This window comes from Actinomadura madurae, assembly GCF_047130825.1.
GTDB lineage: Bacteria > Actinomycetota > Actinomycetes > Streptosporangiales > Streptosporangiaceae > Spirillospora > Spirillospora madurae.
In genome coordinates, this window is the sequence record NZ_CP083237.1 from 8,037,525 (window position 1) to 8,052,102 (window position 14,578).

12 protein-coding genes are annotated in these 14,578 nt (G+C 73.4%); 7 read left to right on the forward strand and 5 right to left on the reverse strand.

Annotated features, from left to right (window positions below; translation table 11 throughout):
• Positions 1-35 precede the first annotated feature (35 nt).
• Together K8Z49_RS37280 and K8Z49_RS37285 are read left to right on the forward strand one after the other, a co-directional pair.
• Positions 36-1,049 carry a methyltransferase gene (locus K8Z49_RS37280; protein WP_412516364.1) on the forward strand — a complete coding sequence of 338 codons (1,014 nt, stop codon included), beginning with the start codon at positions 36-38 and terminating at the stop codon, positions 1,047-1,049.
• A gap of 402 nt (positions 1,050-1,451) precedes the next feature.
• A complete protein-coding gene (locus K8Z49_RS37285) occupies positions 1,452-1,688 on the forward strand; it encodes a hypothetical protein (protein WP_075023662.1) in 237 nt (78 codons plus the stop codon).
• Between the two features lie 34 nt (positions 1,689-1,722).
• Here the strand turns inward: K8Z49_RS37285 and K8Z49_RS37290 are convergent, their stop codons facing one another.
• Positions 1,723-2,331 carry a PepSY domain-containing protein gene (locus K8Z49_RS37290; RefSeq protein WP_021598079.1) on the reverse strand — a complete coding sequence of 203 codons (609 nt, stop codon included), beginning with the start codon at positions 2,329-2,331 and terminating at the stop codon, positions 1,723-1,725.
• A gap of 118 nt (positions 2,332-2,449) precedes the next feature.
• Between K8Z49_RS37290 and K8Z49_RS37295 the strand changes: the two genes are divergently transcribed.
• Positions 2,450-3,187, forward strand: a complete 738-nt coding sequence (locus K8Z49_RS37295) for a response regulator transcription factor (protein WP_412516365.1) — start codon at positions 2,450-2,452, stop codon at positions 3,185-3,187.
• A complete protein-coding gene (locus K8Z49_RS37300; protein WP_024934993.1) occupies positions 3,187-4,698 on the forward strand; it encodes a sensor histidine kinase in 1,512 nt (503 codons plus the stop codon). Before K8Z49_RS37295 ends, K8Z49_RS37300 begins: the two co-directional genes overlap by 1 nt.
• Here the strand turns inward: K8Z49_RS37300 and K8Z49_RS37305 are convergent.
• Together K8Z49_RS37305 and K8Z49_RS37310 are read right to left on the reverse strand one after the other, a co-directional pair.
• Positions 4,688-5,833, reverse strand: a complete 1,146-nt coding sequence (locus K8Z49_RS37305) for an NDMA-dependent alcohol dehydrogenase (protein WP_021598082.1) — start codon at positions 5,831-5,833, stop codon at positions 4,688-4,690. The genes K8Z49_RS37300 and K8Z49_RS37305 overlap by 11 nt on opposite strands.
• A 149-nt stretch (positions 5,834-5,982) precedes the next feature.
• Positions 5,983-6,621: a TetR/AcrR family transcriptional regulator gene (locus K8Z49_RS37310; protein WP_075023617.1), complete on the reverse strand. Its 639-nt coding sequence runs from the start codon at positions 6,619-6,621 to the stop codon at positions 5,983-5,985.
• A gap of 90 nt (positions 6,622-6,711) precedes the next feature.
• Between K8Z49_RS37310 and K8Z49_RS37315 the strand changes: the two genes are divergently transcribed.
• The 3 genes from K8Z49_RS37315 to K8Z49_RS37325 all read left to right on the forward strand — a co-directional run bounded on the left by K8Z49_RS37315 (position 6,712) and on the right by K8Z49_RS37325 (position 10,657).
• Positions 6,712-7,716 carry an oxygenase MpaB family protein gene (locus K8Z49_RS37315; protein ID WP_412516366.1) on the forward strand — a complete coding sequence of 335 codons (1,005 nt, stop codon included), beginning with the start codon at positions 6,712-6,714 and terminating at the stop codon, positions 7,714-7,716.
• A gap of 102 nt (positions 7,717-7,818) precedes the next feature.
• A complete protein-coding gene (locus K8Z49_RS37320) occupies positions 7,819-8,409 on the forward strand; it encodes a TIGR03086 family metal-binding protein (protein ID WP_412516367.1) in 591 nt (196 codons plus the stop codon).
• Between the two features lie 97 nt (positions 8,410-8,506).
• Positions 8,507-10,657, forward strand: coding sequence for an acyl-CoA dehydrogenase (locus K8Z49_RS37325; RefSeq protein ID WP_412516368.1), 2,151 nt, complete (start codon positions 8,507-8,509; stop codon positions 10,655-10,657).
• A 53-nt stretch (positions 10,658-10,710) separates the two neighbouring features.
• Here K8Z49_RS37325 and K8Z49_RS37330 read toward each other — a convergent pair whose 3' ends face one another.
• Entirely contained in the window at positions 10,711-11,754 is a 1,044-nt protein-coding gene (locus K8Z49_RS37330; protein ID WP_075023621.1) for an aldo/keto reductase, read from the reverse strand.
• Positions 11,755-11,814: 60 nt separating this feature from the next.
• A complete protein-coding gene (locus tag K8Z49_RS37335; protein ID WP_152563947.1) occupies positions 11,815-14,535 on the reverse strand; it encodes a tetratricopeptide repeat protein in 2,721 nt (906 codons plus the stop codon).
• Positions 14,536-14,578: the final 43 nt, after the last annotated feature.

Sequence of the window (14,578 nt, forward strand, 5' to 3'; positions counted from 1 at the left end):
AGCGTTCTGGGACGGACGTTCCGCGAGGAGGCGCCATGGCCGAGGAGGGGACCGGGTGGGGCGGGGATCTGTGGAAGGCCGCCGACCTGCTGACACCGATGGCCGTCCGGGTGGCGGCGACCCTGCGGCTGGCCGACCACATCGCCGCCGGCCGCACGACGCCCGGTGACCTGGCCGCGGTGGTGGACGCCGACCGGGACGCCCTGGGCCGGGTGATGGACCACCTCGTGACGTCGGGGGTGCTCTCGCGAGCCGGGGACGGCGCCTACGGCCTGACGGCCCTGGGCGAGCAGCTCCGGGACGATCACCCCGGCGGGCTGCGGCCGTGGCTCGACCTCGACGGCGCCATCGGACGGGCCGACCTGTGCTTCGTCCAGTTGCTGCACACCGTCCGCACCGGCGAGCCCGCGTTCCCACGCCAGTTCGGTCGTCCGTACTGGGACGACCTGGCGGCCGACGACGCGCGCTCGGCGTCGTTCGACGCCCTGATGGGGTCCCGGCTGGTCGCGGAGGCGCCCGCGGTGGCCGCCGCCTACCCGTGGGGCGAGCTCGGTCATGTCGTCGACGTGGGCGGCGGCAACGGCAGCCTGCTGATCGCCCTCCTGCGCGCCCACGAGGGATTGCGCGGGACGGTGATCGACCTGGCCGGACCGGTGGACCGCGCCCGGCAGGCCATCGCCTCGGCGGGCCTGGACGACCGGGCGGGCGCGCAGGCGGGCAGCTTCTTCGACGCGCTTCCCGCCGGGGCGGGCGGCTACCTGCTCTCGGGCGTCCTGCACGACTGGGACGACGAGGACGCCCTGCGCATCCTGCGACGGTGCGCCGAGGCGGCCGGGGCCGCCGGACGGGTGCTCGCCGTCGACCACGTCGCCGATGGCGGCGAAGGCGCGCAGCACACCGAGGGCGACCTGCGCATGCTGTGCTACGTCCGCGGCCGGGAGCGCACCCTCGACCGGCTGGGGGAATTGGCCGGGCGGGCCGGCCTGCGGCTCGAATCGGTCACGCCGGCCGCCTCCCGCTCGATCATCGAATTCCTCCCGTCCAGCTGAACCACCCCTTTTCATGAAGTGCCCGAGCAATGGGCTGTGAAAGGCAAAACAAGTCGCCAAGAATGCCTTTCATGCCGACATGATGCGATCCCGGCAACGGGCGGTCTAGCTGGCTGGACGCGGTGTCAATAGCCCGATTCGCCCTCTTGGTGACAATTGCACGTTGTCGGTGCGATCTGTCGGCGTGGGCCGTTCTGAAGGTCGCTTCAGGGTGCTTCAGGCTGGGCTCAGAAATGTTCGTCAGAGTGATGGTCGTCGAAGCCCTCAGTGCTCCGGATGGAGGAGGAAGCGATGACCGTTGGCCTGGATGTCACCAATGTGGGCGGTCGTGCCGTGGAAGGTTTTCCCGGCCGCCCGCGGTGCGAGGTCCGTCAGCTCCACGTGGCCTCGAAGGGGCTGCGCGTGCGGGTTCGCAGCGTGCAGACGGCGACCGAGAAATGGCGTTCCCACTGCCTCGGCTGCATGCGCGTGTGGGAGGACGTGTACGTGGTGCGGTACTGCGGCGACGCGGTCGCGTGGAGGCTCGGCGGGGTGGCCGTCCAGCCGCCGTGGGTCGACCGGGCCTGCTCGTCGTGCGGCAGCCTGCGGGTGAAGGTCCTCTCGGCGGGCCTCGTGGCGCGGCGCGGCACCACCGAGTGACGCGGGGCCGCCGCGTGACGCGGCGCCCGGCCGGTCAGCCGTCGTCCTCGCCGGGGGCGTCGGCGATGACCTCGCCCGTGGCGGTGTCCACCCGCAGCTTGTGCTCCCGCCCGTCGCGGTCGGTGACGTCGACCTCCCAGACGTGCGCGGTCCGGCGGTACTCGAAGTCGACCGCGGCGACGGTGCCGGGCACCTCCTCCAGGGCGGCCCGCGCCGCCCGGGCCGCGGTGATCTTCGCGGCTCCCAGCGCGGCGGCCTGGTCGGGACGGCCGGTGGTGCCGTCGTCGCAGTCGTCGCCGTCCTCGCCCTCCTCCGGCGGGTCGAGGCGGTCGGCCACCACGCGGCCGTCGCGGGAGTCGATGTGCAGCTCCCGCGCGGTGCCGTCGGTGGCGATGACATCGGCCTCCCAGATCAGCGTCCGGCCGTTGTAGCCCAGCTCCAGGCCCTCGATGTGGCCGCCCGGCACCGTCCGCGACGCGATGCCGGCGGCCCGCTCGATGCCGAGGCGCAGCGCCACCGGCCGGGCGCGGACGTCGTCCCCGCCGGCGAGCCCGGCGGCGAGCACGGTGGCGGCCGACCCGGCCAGCCCGCCCAGCGCGATCGCGATCACCAGCACCGGCCCGCGCCCCGACAGCGCCCTCATCCCAACCTCCCGAAGCCACCGGACGGCTCGGCCGGACATCACCCCGAGCGCCGCTCCGATTACACTGTGCGATGAGTCAATCACAACACGCAGTGGCGATGAGAAGGGCCGGACCGCGATGCGCCTGCTGATCGTCGAGGACGAGAGACGGCTGGCCCGGTCGCTGGCGCAGGGGCTGGCCGCCGAGGGCTACGCGGTGGACACGGCGCACGACGGCGCCACCGGCCTCGGCCGGGCGCTGGAGAACGACTACGACCTGATCCTGCTCGACATCATGCTGCCCGGCATGAACGGGTACCGGGTCTGCTCGGCGCTGCGCGCGGCGGGCGACGAGACCCCGATCCTGATGCTGACCGCCAAGGACGGCGAGTACGACCAGGCCGAGGGGCTCGACATCGGCGCGGACGACTACCTCACCAAGCCGTTCTCCTACGTGGTGCTGCTCGCCCACATCCGGGCCCTGCTGCGGCGCCGCACCCGGGGCGCCGCGCCGCTCATCGAGCTCGGCGACCTCACCATCGAGCCCGCCGCCCGGCGGGTGCTGCGCGCCGGCGTGCAGGTGGAGCTCACCGCCAAGGAGTTCGCGGTGCTGGAGCACCTGGCGTCCAACGCGGGCCAGGTGGTGTCGAAGTCGCAGATCCTCGAACACGTCTGGGACGGCGCCTTCGACGGCGACCCCAACATCGTCGAGGTCTACGTGAGCGCGCTGCGCCGCAAGCTGGACGCGCCGTTCGGGCGCCGGTCGATCACCACGGTCCGCGGCGCCGGGTACCGGCTGGCCACCAACGGGGGCGCCGACCGGCCGGGCGGTGCCTTCGGGCCGGGCAGTGCCGTCCGGCCGGACGGAGGCGGCTGATGCCGCGCCTGGTCGACTCGGTGCGCGCCCGCACCACGGTCGGCGCGACCGCGGTGGTCGCGGTGGCGCTCGCCGTCGCGGGGCTGACCGTGATGTCCCTGCTGCGGGCGAACCTCGCGAGGCACGCCGACCTGCAGGCGGAGATGAGCGCCCGCGAGATCGCCGCCAAGCTCGCCACCGGCACCCCCGTCCACCGGCTGGACCTGGACGACACCGAGGAGCGCCCGATCCAGATCGTGGACGCGTCCGGCCGGGTGCGCGCGGCCAGCGAGCAGCTGGAGGCCGTCAGCGGGACGGGCGGCTCCGGGACGGGCGGCTCCGCGGCGGCGGCGCGGCCGGGGGCCGGCGCCCTGCCGGGGGAGGGGGACGACGACCTGGACGAGGAGGACCCGCGCCCCGGGCACGTCTCCGACGACGTCCGGCACGCCACGGGACGCGCCACCATGGGCGGGCGGGCCGACGACTACAGGTTCGCCGCGGTGGAGGCGACCACTCCCGCGGGCGAGACCGTCACCGTCTACGCGGGCGCCGCCCTGACCGCCACGCGCGACGCGGTCGCCGCGGTGGGCCGGGCGATGCTCGCCGGGCTGCCCCTGCTGCTGGCCGTGGTCGCCGCCGTGACCTGGCTGGTCACCCGGCGGGCGCTGCGCCCGGTGGCGGCGATCCGCGGCGAGCTGGCGGAGATCACGGCCTCCGGCGACCTGACCCGCCGGGTCCCCGTGCCGGGGACGCGGGACGAGGTGGCCGAACTGGCGGGCACGACGAACGAGACCCTGGCCGCCCTGGAGCGGTCGGTGACCCGGCAGCGCGGGTTCGTCGCCGACGCCGCCCACGAGCTGCGCACGCCGATCGCCTCGCTGCGCACGCAACTGGAGGTGGGCGCGGCGCATCCCCGGCTGCTGGACGTCGCCGAGCTGGCCGCCGACGTCGTCCGGCTCCAGCACCTGGCCGCCGACCTGCTCCTGCTGGCCCGGCTGGACGCCGGGGCGGACCCGGCGCCGGCGGTGGCGGTGGACATGGCCGAGCTGGTGCGCGAGGAGCTGCGGCGCCGTCCCGCGGGCGGCCGCGCCCTCGCCATCGAGGCCGAGGTGGCGGGCGCCCCGCGGGCCCTCGGCAGCCGGACGCGGCTGGCCCGCGTCCTGTCCAACCTGCTCGACAACGCCGAGCGGCACGCGGCCGGGAGGATCCGGGTGGGGCTGGGCGCGCAGGAGGGCGCGACGGTGCTGCGGGTCGCCGACGACGGCGCCGGGGTGCCGCCGGACGACCGGGAGCGGATCTTCGAGCGGTTCGTAAGGCTGGACGAGGCGCGCAGCCGCGACGACGGCGGCTCCGGGCTCGGCCTGGCGATCACCCGCGACCTGGTCCTGGCGCACGGCGGGATGATCACGGTCGGTGACGCGCCCGAGGGCGGCGCCCTGTTCGAGGTGCGGCTCCCGCCCGCCGGAACCCGGCCCGCCGCCGGGGGACGGGAGGCGCGAGGCGCCGCCCGTCCCCGGGAGATCAGTACTTGATCATTCCGCGGATGTTCTTGCCGTCCCGCATGTCCTGGTAGCCCTTGTTGACGTCGTCGAGCTCGTAGGTGGTGGTGACCAGCTCGTCCAGCTTGAGCCTGCCCTCGTCGTAGAGGCGCAGGAGGCGCGGGATGTCGCGGCGCGGGTTGGCGTTGCCGAAGATGCAGCCGACCAGCTCCTTGCGCTGCATCGCGAGGTCGAACAGGTTGAGCTTGACGTCCTCCTGGACGATCGGCGCGACGGCGGTGACGACGCCGCGGCCGCCCTTGGCGACCATGCCCATCATCGGGGCGACGAGGTCGCCGGTGGCGACGCCGGTGGTGAGGATCGCCTTGTCGGCGTTGGCGCCCCAGGTGATCTCGCCGACGGTGGCCATGGCCTCCTCGACGGACGCGGCGGAGTGGGTGGCGCCGAACTCGGTGGCCTTCTCGCGCTTCCAGTCGACCGGGTCGACGACGACGACGTGGCGGGCGCCGGCCATCGCCGCGCCCTGCACCGCGTTCATCCCGATGCCGCCGAGGCCGATCACCACGACGGTGTCGCCGGGCTGGACGCCGGCCGCGTTGACCGCCGAGCCCCAGCCGGTGGTGACGCCGCAGCCGACCAGCGCGGCCTTGTCGAGCGGGATCCAGTCGTCGATCTTGATGGCGGTGGCCTCGTTGACGACGGTGTAGGGGGAGAAGGTCCCGGTGCAGCACATGATGCCCAGGTCCTTGCCGCTCTTGGAGTGGTGGCGGGCGGTCATGTCGCCGATCTGCCGTCCGGCGAGCAGCACCGCGCCGAGGTCGCAGAGGTGCTGGCGGCCGCGGGCGCACGAGGGGCAGCGGCCGCAGGCCGGGATGAAGGACAGGACGACGTGGTCGCCCTCCTGCAGCGTGGTCACGCCGGGGCCGACCTCCACGACCTCGCCGGCGCCCTCGTGCCCGCCGATGACGGGGAACTGCTCCCAGCCCATGAGCTTGGCGATCTCCGGGTCGAGCACCATGTCCCCGGTGACCAGGTGCTCGTCGGAGTGGCACAGCCCCGACGCGGCGAACTTGACCTTGACCTCGCCCGCCTTGGGGTCGTCGAGCTCGATGTCCTCGATGCTCCAGTCGGTGTGCGGTTCCCACAGGATCGCCGCTCTGGTCTGCACTGGTACCTCCCGCGGGACGGGCCGCCTGTCGAAGTGATGACTCCTGGATACTAGAACTTGATTCGGGAAGCTAGAGGCGGGCGCAAGTTGATCGAGTCAAAAACGGGCGCCCCCGCCAACCTTGATCACCGGCTCGGTCTCAGCCGGGCTCAGCCGGACGGGACGTGGCGCGCGGCGGTCGCGTGGAGCGCCAGCGACAGCTCGACGGCGTGGTCGACCACCGCGTCGAGGTCGTCGCCCAGCCGGCCGTCCGCCCACTGCTGGGCCAGCTCGGTCATCGCGCCGGTGAACATGGTCGCGGCGATGACGACGGGGAGCCCGGGGTTCTCGGCGCTGCTCATCGCGAGCACGCCGTCGAGCAGCGCGGTCTGCGCGGCCCGGCGCCGTTCGGCGAGCACCTCGTTGCCGCGCGCCTCGGCGAACAGGACGCGTCCCCTGCGCGGGTCGTCGCTGATGAACCGCAGGACGCTGCGGATGCCGGCGCGGGTGCGGACGTCCGGCCGGGGGCCCGCCTCGTCCAGGGCGCGGGCCAGGTCCTCGCCGAGGGCGGTGGCCTCCCGGTCGTAGACGGCCGCCAGCAGGTCGCCGGTGCCGGCGAAGTTCTCGTAGAAGTAGCGGGTGTGCAGCTCGGCCTCGCGGCACACCGCCCGGACGGTCAGCGCCGCCTCGCCCTCCTCGCCGAACAGCCGGAACGCGGCCCGGACGAGCATGGCGCGCCGCTCGTCGCGGCGGCGGTCGGCGGGCACCCCGGCCCACCGGGTGGACGTGGCCGTGCGCGCGGTCGCCATGGCGCACACCCTAGCAAGTCTGGACACGCGTGTACCCAGACACTTACTCTGGATACACATGTCACCAGAATGGGCCCGGGAGAGCACGGCATGGCACCGAAGAGCAACGTCATCGCGGCACGGTTCGAGCGCGCCTTCGACACCGAGATCCGCTCCAGGTTCTTCAAGGGCCTGGACTTCGCCGGACCGGACGGCGACCCGGGCTGGTTCGGGCCGGACAGCGCGGTCTGGTACGTCCACTCGCACCTGCCGACCCTGATGCTCGGCCTGGTCGGCGCCGCCTACATCGAGGGCCTCGACCCGAGCATCAGCTGGATGGCCTACGACCACTCGCGCATCCCCGAGCGCGTCGACGGCGTCCCCACCGGGAACATCGACCCGGAAGGGGCCGCGGTCCGGCTCGGGCACTCGCTGTCGTTCTTCATCGGGACGGCCTACGGCTCCACCGCGACCGCCGAGCGGCTGGCCCGCACCGTCCGCGCCATGCACCACACGGTCAAGGGCACCCGCCCGGACGGGCTCCCCTACGACGCCGACGACCCCGAATGGCTGCGCTGGAACTACGCCACCGTCGTCTGGGGCCTCGCCACCGCGCACGAGCGCTACCACCGGCGCCCGCTCAAGGGGGACGACCTGGAGCGCTACTACCGCGAGTTCGTCCGCGTCGGCGAGGCCCTGGGCGGGACCGACCTGCCCGCCTCCAAGGCCGAGGTCGCCGAGTGCCTGGAGTCCTACCTGCCGCGGCTGGCGGTGACCCCGATCAAGGCCTTCGCGACCGGGCCCAACCTGCGGGACGGCAAGGTCAAGCCGTGGGAGCCCGGCAGCCCCTTCATGGACTGGGCGGCGCGCGACATGCTCCCGGAGTGGGCGCGCAAGCTCGTCCTCTACCGGCCGCCCAACCCGGTGACGCTGCGGCTCCGCCGGACGACGCTGTGGTTCGTCCTCAACACCCTGCACGACGCGACCGGGCCGCTGCCCGAGTTCCGCCAGGCCGAGGCCCGCGTGGCGAAAGGGGTGACGGAACCGGTCGCCTCCACCGCGCCGACCGCCCCCGACCCCGTCCTCACCCGCCAGGAGGTGGAGGCCACCGCCTGACGCAGGCGGGTCCAACGCCGCCAGGCCCTACGGCGCCGATGATTTCGGCGTGCGGCGACGGTCCATAGAACAGAGACCGTCATCCTCGATTGGAGAGGCCGCATGCGCGAGCGGACGTGTACGGCGCAGACCGCGTTGCACGGCGGGCTGCTGGAACGGGCGGTCGGCTTCGTGCTGACGGCCGTCCAGGCGGTCACGCCGCAGATGCTCACCCGGCCGACGCCCTGTGAGCTTTGGGACCTCCACATGTTGCTGCTGCACGTCCGTGACTCGCTTGAGGCGCTCCATGAAGGGATGAGCCTCGGGCATGTCGAGACGGTGCCGGCGCAGAGGGCGCCCGTGGACGACCCGGTGTCCGCCCTGCGGGTGCAGGCCGTGCGGGTGCTGAAGGCGTCCGCCGCGCGAGGAACGGTCGCGATCGGTGACCGGCGGCTGGCCGGCGGGCTGATGGTGGTGACGGGCGCCCTGGAGGTGGCCGTGCACGGGTGGGACATCTCGCAGGCCACGGGGGAGGGGCGTCCCATCCCGTCCGCGCTGGCGGACGAGCTGCTGAAGATCAGCCCGCTGGTGGTGCCGGAGGAGCGCGGTCCCCTGTTCGCCGGGCCCGTGGACCCGGGGCCGCGGGCCGGGCCGGCCGACCGGCTGGTCGCCTTCCTCGGCCGCCACCCGCCCGCGGGGCCGGAGACCGCCTAGCGGGGGCCCTAGCCGGGGGCCCCTAACGGCGCCCCCTAGCGCCGGACAGAAACCGAATGACATTCTGGTGTCTGACGGCACGACGCTTGGAGGGGCCATGGCGATCGCCATCAGCGACGAACACCGGGAGCTGGCGAGGACGGCACGCTCGTTCCTGCGCGACCACGACGCGCGCGCCGCGAACCGCGCGCTCCTGGAGGCGGACAAGGAGACGCTGCCGGACTTCTGGCCGGATTTCGCCGCGCTCGGGCTGCTCGGCCTGCACCTTCCCGAGGAGCACGGCGGCGGCGGCGCTGGGCTCCAGGAGCTGGTCGTGGTCGCCGAGGAACTGGGCCGCGCCGCCGCGCCGGGCCCGATGCTGCCGACGATGACGGCGTCCGCCGCGATCGCCGCGTCCGGAGGCGAGGAGCAGCGGGCGCGGCTCCTGCCCGGCCTCGCCTCCGGCGACACCACGGCCGCCGTCGGCCTGGGCGGCGCGCTGACGGTCACCGGCGGCACCGCCACCGGGGACGCCGGTGTCGTGCTCGGCGGCGGGCTCGCCGAACTGCTCCTCCTCCCGGCGGGCGACGACCTGCTCGTCGTGCGGGCGGACGCCCCCGGCGTCGCCGTCGAGGTGCCCGGGAACCTCGACCCGTCCCGCCGCTCCGCCCGCGTGCGCCTCGACGGCGCCGCGGTGGAGGTGCTCCCCGGCGCCCGCGCCCGCGCCACCGCCGTCGCCCGGACGCTGGCGTCCGCCGAGGCAGTCGGCGGCGCGCTCGAATGCGTCGACACCGCCACCGCGTACGCCAAGGTGCGGCGGCAGTTCGGCCGCCCGATCGCGACGTTCCAGGCCGTCAAGCACCACTGCGCGAACATGCTCGTCGCCGCCGAGCTGGGCACGGCGGCCGTCTGGGACGCGGCGCGGGCCGCCTCGGGGCCGGCGGACCAGTTCGAGCTGGCGGCGGCCGTCGCGGCGGCGCTCGCCCTCCCGGCGTTCACGGCCAACGCGGGCCTGAACATCCAGGTGCACGGCGGCATCGGCTTCACTTGGGAGCACGACGCCCACCTGCTGCTGCGCCGGGCCGCGGCCCTGGAGGCCGTCCTCGACCCGCACGCCGCCGAGCGCGACGTGACCCGGCTGCGGACCGCCGGGGTCGTCCGGGAGGCGAGCCTGGACCTGCCGCCCGAGGCCGAGGCGGAGCGCCCGCGGATCCGCGCGCTGGCCCGGGAGATCGCCGCGCTGCCGGCCGCCGGGCAGCGGGCCCGGCTCATCGAGACCGGGTACGTCCAGCCGCACTGGCCGCGCCCCTGGGGCGTGGAGGCGAGCGCCGGGCTGCAGCTCGTCATCGAGGACGAGTTCCGCGCCGCCGGCGTCAGGCGTCCCCAGCTCGGCATCACCGGCTGGGTGATCCTCACCCTCGTCCAGCACGGCACGCAGGACCAGATCGACCGCTTCGTGCGTCCCGCGCTGAACGGAGACGAGATCTGGTGCCAGCTGTTCAGCGAGCCGGAGGCCGGCTCGGACGCCGCCGCCGTCAAGACCCGCGCCGAGAAGGTGGACGGCGGCTGGGTGGTCAACGGCCAGAAGGTCTGGACGAGCGGCGCGCACTACTGCCGCTGGGGCTTCGCCACCGTCCGCACCGACCCGGACGCGCCGAAGCACTCCGGTGTCACCATGGTCGTCATCGACATGAAGCACCCCGGCGTGGAGGTCCGGCCGCTGCGGCAGACGACCGGGGACTCGGAGTTCAACGAGGTGTTCTTCTCCGACGTCTTCGTCCCCGACGCCGACGTGGTCGGCACCCCCAACCAGGGCTGGACGGTCGCCCGCGCCACCCTCGGCAACGAGCGCGTCAGCATCGGCGGCGGTGCCGGCGGCCGGACGGGCCCGGACGTCGTCTCCCTCTACGCCGAGCACGGCGACCGCGTCCCCGGCGGCGCCGAGCGCGTCGGCGCCCACGCGGCCGAGGAGCAGGCCCTGCGCCTGCTCAACCTCCGCTCCGCCGAACGCGCCGTCGCCGGCGGCGAGCCCGGCCCCGAGGGCAACATCACCAAGCTCGTCCTCGCCGAGCACGGCCACGCCACCGCCGCCCTCCTCGCCGAGTTCGCCGGCCCGGACGCCGCCTTCACCGACGGCCCCGGCCAGCTCGCCTCCCTCGTGCGCCTCGGCTCGCGCGGCCTGTCCATCGCCGGCGGCACCTCGGAGATCACCCGCAACCAGATCGCCGAGCGCATCCTCGGCCTCCCCCGCGACCCCCTGATCAGGTAGGGACCGGCCCCGGCGCGACCGCGCCGGGGCCGGAGCGTTCAGGGGCGGGCGTCTCAGGGGCGGCGGCGGTGTTCGAGGTTCAGGGACGGGTTGCCGGTCATGTGGCGGATGCGGGCGATGTCGGTGCCCGGGGGGACGACCTCGTCGATCGCGTCGAGGGTGGCGGCGTCGAGGCGGACGTCGGCGGCGGCGAGCAGGTCGTCCAGCTGGTCCATGGTCTTCGGGCCGATGATGGTCGAGGTGATCGCCGGGTGCTCGCCGGCGAAGGCCAGCGCCATGCGGGTCAGCGACAGGCCGGCGTTCTCGGCGATCTTCTCGAGGCGCTCGACGGCGTCGTAGCGGACGGGGGCGCTCGGGTCCACGTCGACGGTGCGGTCCCGCCAGGCGGGCGGCGTGCCGTCGGCGGGCGTGAACCGGGCGCCCGCCGGGGCCTCCTGCCCGCGCCGGTACTTGCCGGTCAGCCAGCCTCCGGCGAGCGGGCTCCACGGGATCACGCCCATGCCGTACCGCTGCGCGGCGGGGAGCACGGCCTCCTCGATCGAGCGGGCGAAGATCGAGTACTGGGGCTGCTCGCACACGAACCGGACGCCGCCCCGGCGCTCGGCGGCCCACTGCGCCTCGACGATCCAGTCGGCCGGGAAGGTCGACGACCCGGCGTAGAGGATCTTCCCCTGCCGGACGAGGTCGGTCAGCGCGTCGAGGGTCTCCTCCAGATCGGTGTCCCAGTCGCGGCGGTGCATCTGGTACAGGTCGATGCGGTCGGTGCCGAGGCGGCGGAGGCTGTCCTCCACGGCCCGGACGATGTGACGGCGCGACCCCCCGCGGCCGTTGCGCTCCTCACCGAGCGGGAAGAAGAACTTGCTCGCGAGGACGACGTCGTCGCGGCGGCCCTTGAGGGCCTTGCCGACGATCTCCTCGCTCTCCCCGGCGGAGTACATGTCGGCGGTGTCGATGAAGTTGATCCCCGCGTCCAGCGCCTTGTGGACGATGCGCACGGAGTCGTCGTGGTCGGGGTTGCCGACGGCGCCGAACATCATCGCGCCGAGGCACTGGGTGCTGACCTCGACGCCGGTCCGGCCGAGCTTGCGGTACTGCATCCTGGCGTGCTCCCTCGTTAGCGAACGCCCAGAACGCTAGAAACTGGAGCACACTCCAGGTCAAGTGCGCCGTTCATCCCCGTTCAACTTCTCCAGGGCCTGGAGGGTCTGGTCTATGTGCGGGTGGTCCGCGCCGAGAACTCGTCGTCGCCCTCGCAGGACAGACCGGAGAAGCGCCTCCGCCTCGCGGCGACGACCTTGGGTCTCCAGAGTCCTGGCGACCCAGTAACGGGTCATGAGGGTGTTGGGGTGGTCAACGCCCAGAACCTCCTCTCGTGTGGCGAGAACCTGCCGGAAGAGGCGCTCGGCGTCCTCGTGACGGCCTTGGGCGAGGACCATGCGGGCCACCCAGTGGCATGTGGTCAGCGTGTCGGGATGGTCGGGCCCAAGGGTCTCCTCCTCCACCAGGAGGACCTCGCGGTAGGCCCTTTCCGCCTCGTCGTGCCTGCCCTGTGCGGCCGCCGTCCTCGCGATCGCGTAGCGGATGGTGAGGGTATCGGGTTGGTCGGGACCGAGGACGCGTTCCTCGACGGCGAGAACCTCCCGGTAGACGGTCTTCGATTCCAGATGCTCCGGATGGTCCGAGAAAGGCGCGCTGGAGTTGGTCTCCTGGGTGCCGAGCAGTTCCCGGTAAATCGCCTCGGCCTCGCTGAACCGGCCCTGTTCGCCCGCCATCCGGGCAATGCCGTACTGGGCGCGGAGGGTCTCCGGGTGGCCGGGCCCCATGGTGCGGTCTCCGTCGGCCAGAATGTCGCGATAGACCTGCTCGGCCTCGTGGTACCGCCCCTGGGCGGCGGCCATCCGGGCGACCCCGTAGCGAGCGTTGAGAGTGTCCGGATGCCCGGGGCCGAGGATCCGTTCCCTGGACGCGAGGATCTCGCGGAAAGCCGTCTCCGCCTCGCCGTACCGGCCTTGGCCGGCCGCCATGCGGGCGATGCCGTAGTGGGCGCTGAGAGTGTCTTCGTGATCGAGGCCGAGGAGGCGGCTCCTGATGGCGAAGACTTCTGCGTAAACGGCCCTCGCCTGAGCGTAGGCGCCCGTGGAGGCGAGATGCCGTCCGCTCATGTAGGCGGCCTTCGCGGAATCCAGCCGGGCTTGCCGGCCGAGGCGGGGCAGCGCACTGACGGCGTCGAGGACCTGCCTCGCATGGGGGACGAGGAATTGCCATACTTCCCATTTCGCTGGATCTTCCGGCAATCCGCTCTGCTCGCCATGCGTCGCACCCACCAGGACTTTCGCCGCGGTGGTGAGGTAGCGGTCCTCCTGCTCTCGCGGACGGCTCACGTCCCGGACGAGCGGATGCAGGCGCAGTACAGGAATGTCCTCCTCATGGCTGGGCGAATCCAGATCGAGGAGTCCGGTGTCCGAGAGGGCGACCAGGGATTGCCAGATCTCGCCACCGGTCGTCGATGACGGAAAGATCTCGGATTCGGCGAGCAGCCGCGGCAGGAGAAGCATCTCGTACGGAATCGGCGCGTCCGCGAAACACGAAAGCAGGTTGAGCAAGGCTCGCACCGGCCCGGTGCCGCGGCGCTCCAGCAGTTCGAGCGACAGCTCCCAGGTGCGCCCGAGCATCTGGCGGGCCTCACGATCGGACACCTGCACCTGCTGGGAGGGGAAGCCCGCCTCCGGCGGATCCACATCGAGGGCGGAGCGGTACTCCGCGAACGTTCGGGCGCGCTCGGGATCGGCGAAGATCCGCGGCATCTGCTGGGACTGGGCGAGGTAGCTTCCGGCCAGGCGCAGCGCCAGCGGCAGCCCGCCGAGCCGTCGCGAGAGCGACTCCGCATCGGCGCGGGACCCCGCCTTGGAGCCCGTCCCGTCCAACAGCACCTGCGCCCCCTCGGCGGGGGTGAGCATCCCGACGTCGTGGGCACGGCACCAGCCGCCCCAGTCCGGGACGCGACCGTGCCGGCTGGTCACGATCGCCATCCCGGCGGCGGTCGCGACGGGCCGGAGCCAGCCGGTCCCGTCGGGGAGCGGGGCGTCGTCGATCGTCAGGACGGCGGGGTCGTCGGCGTTGTCGAAGACGAGCAGCCAGGGAGTGTCGCGGTCGGCCAGCCGCTCCCAGATGAGATCGGCGACATCGCGGTGGGCGATCTCGGCATCGCTGAGCCTGAGCCGGCGGGCCAGGTTGAGCATGCCCATCGTGACCCGTCCAGCGTCGGAGGCCGGAATCCACCAGACGCCGGCGCCCTTCTCCTGGACGCGGCAGGCGACCTCCAACGCCACGCTGGACTTGCCCGCGCCGCCGAGGCCGTGCAGGAGGTGAACGCGCTCGGCCGAGCCGGGACGGGACAGTGCCTCGACCAGTTCGGCGATCAGCTCGTCACGGCCGCGCAGCGGGGCGTCCTCGTAGCGGCGGCCGGCCGGCACGGCGATCGTGCCGATGGCCTCGTCCAGCGCCGGCGGAGCGGAGAACCGGTTGATCTGGATTCCGGAGAGCAGGACGGCTTGCTGCCGGACGCCCGTGGTGCCCTGCCGGGCGTCGACCCGGCCGACCAGGCCGCGAAGTTCCTCCTCGACCTCCGGGGCCGCCTCCAGAAGATCGGCGAGCTGCTCCTGCCAAACGGCCGCCTGGACTCGCATGGCCTGTTCGAGCTCGTTCTCGGGCAGGGACGCCAGTTGCGTGCGTGCGGACTCCAGCCGGTCTTCCATGGCGGTGACCTCGGCGGGGGTGCCGCGGCCGAGCAGGCGCGCCAGCCGTCCCTTGGCCGACTCCCATCCGTCGCTCACCATCATCTGCACGACGGCGGCCCCGCCGGCTCCCGCCAAAGCCATGGTGGCCTCTGACAACATGACGTTCACACCGCCCGGAATACGG

What these genes read in the sequence shown, in the direction of transcription:
- K8Z49_RS37280 (WP_412516364.1), top strand. Translation starts at nt 36, where the DNA reads ATGGCCGAGGAGGGGACCGGGTGGGGCGGGGATCTGTGGAAGGCCGCC.
- K8Z49_RS37290 (WP_021598079.1), bottom strand. Translation starts at nt 2,331, where the DNA reads ATGAGGGCGCTGTCGGGGCGCGGGCCGGTGCTGGTGATCGCGATCGCG.
- K8Z49_RS37295 (WP_412516365.1), top strand. Translation starts at nt 2,450, where the DNA reads ATGCGCCTGCTGATCGTCGAGGACGAGAGACGGCTGGCCCGGTCGCTG.
- K8Z49_RS37300 (WP_024934993.1), top strand. Translation starts at nt 3,187, where the DNA reads ATGCCGCGCCTGGTCGACTCGGTGCGCGCCCGCACCACGGTCGGCGCG.
- K8Z49_RS37310 (WP_075023617.1), bottom strand. Translation starts at nt 6,621, where the DNA reads ATGGCGACCGCGCGCACGGCCACGTCCACCCGGTGGGCCGGGGTGCCC.
- K8Z49_RS37315 (WP_412516366.1), top strand. Translation starts at nt 6,712, where the DNA reads ATGGCACCGAAGAGCAACGTCATCGCGGCACGGTTCGAGCGCGCCTTC.
- K8Z49_RS37320 (WP_412516367.1), top strand. Translation starts at nt 7,819, where the DNA reads ATGCGCGAGCGGACGTGTACGGCGCAGACCGCGTTGCACGGCGGGCTG.
- K8Z49_RS37325 (WP_412516368.1), top strand. Translation starts at nt 8,507, where the DNA reads ATGGCGATCGCCATCAGCGACGAACACCGGGAGCTGGCGAGGACGGCA.
- K8Z49_RS37330 (WP_075023621.1), bottom strand. Translation starts at nt 11,754, where the DNA reads ATGCAGTACCGCAAGCTCGGCCGGACCGGCGTCGAGGTCAGCACCCAG.
- K8Z49_RS37335 (WP_152563947.1), bottom strand. Translation starts at nt 14,535, where the DNA reads ATGGCTTTGGCGGGAGCCGGCGGGGCCGCCGTCGTGCAGATGATGGTG.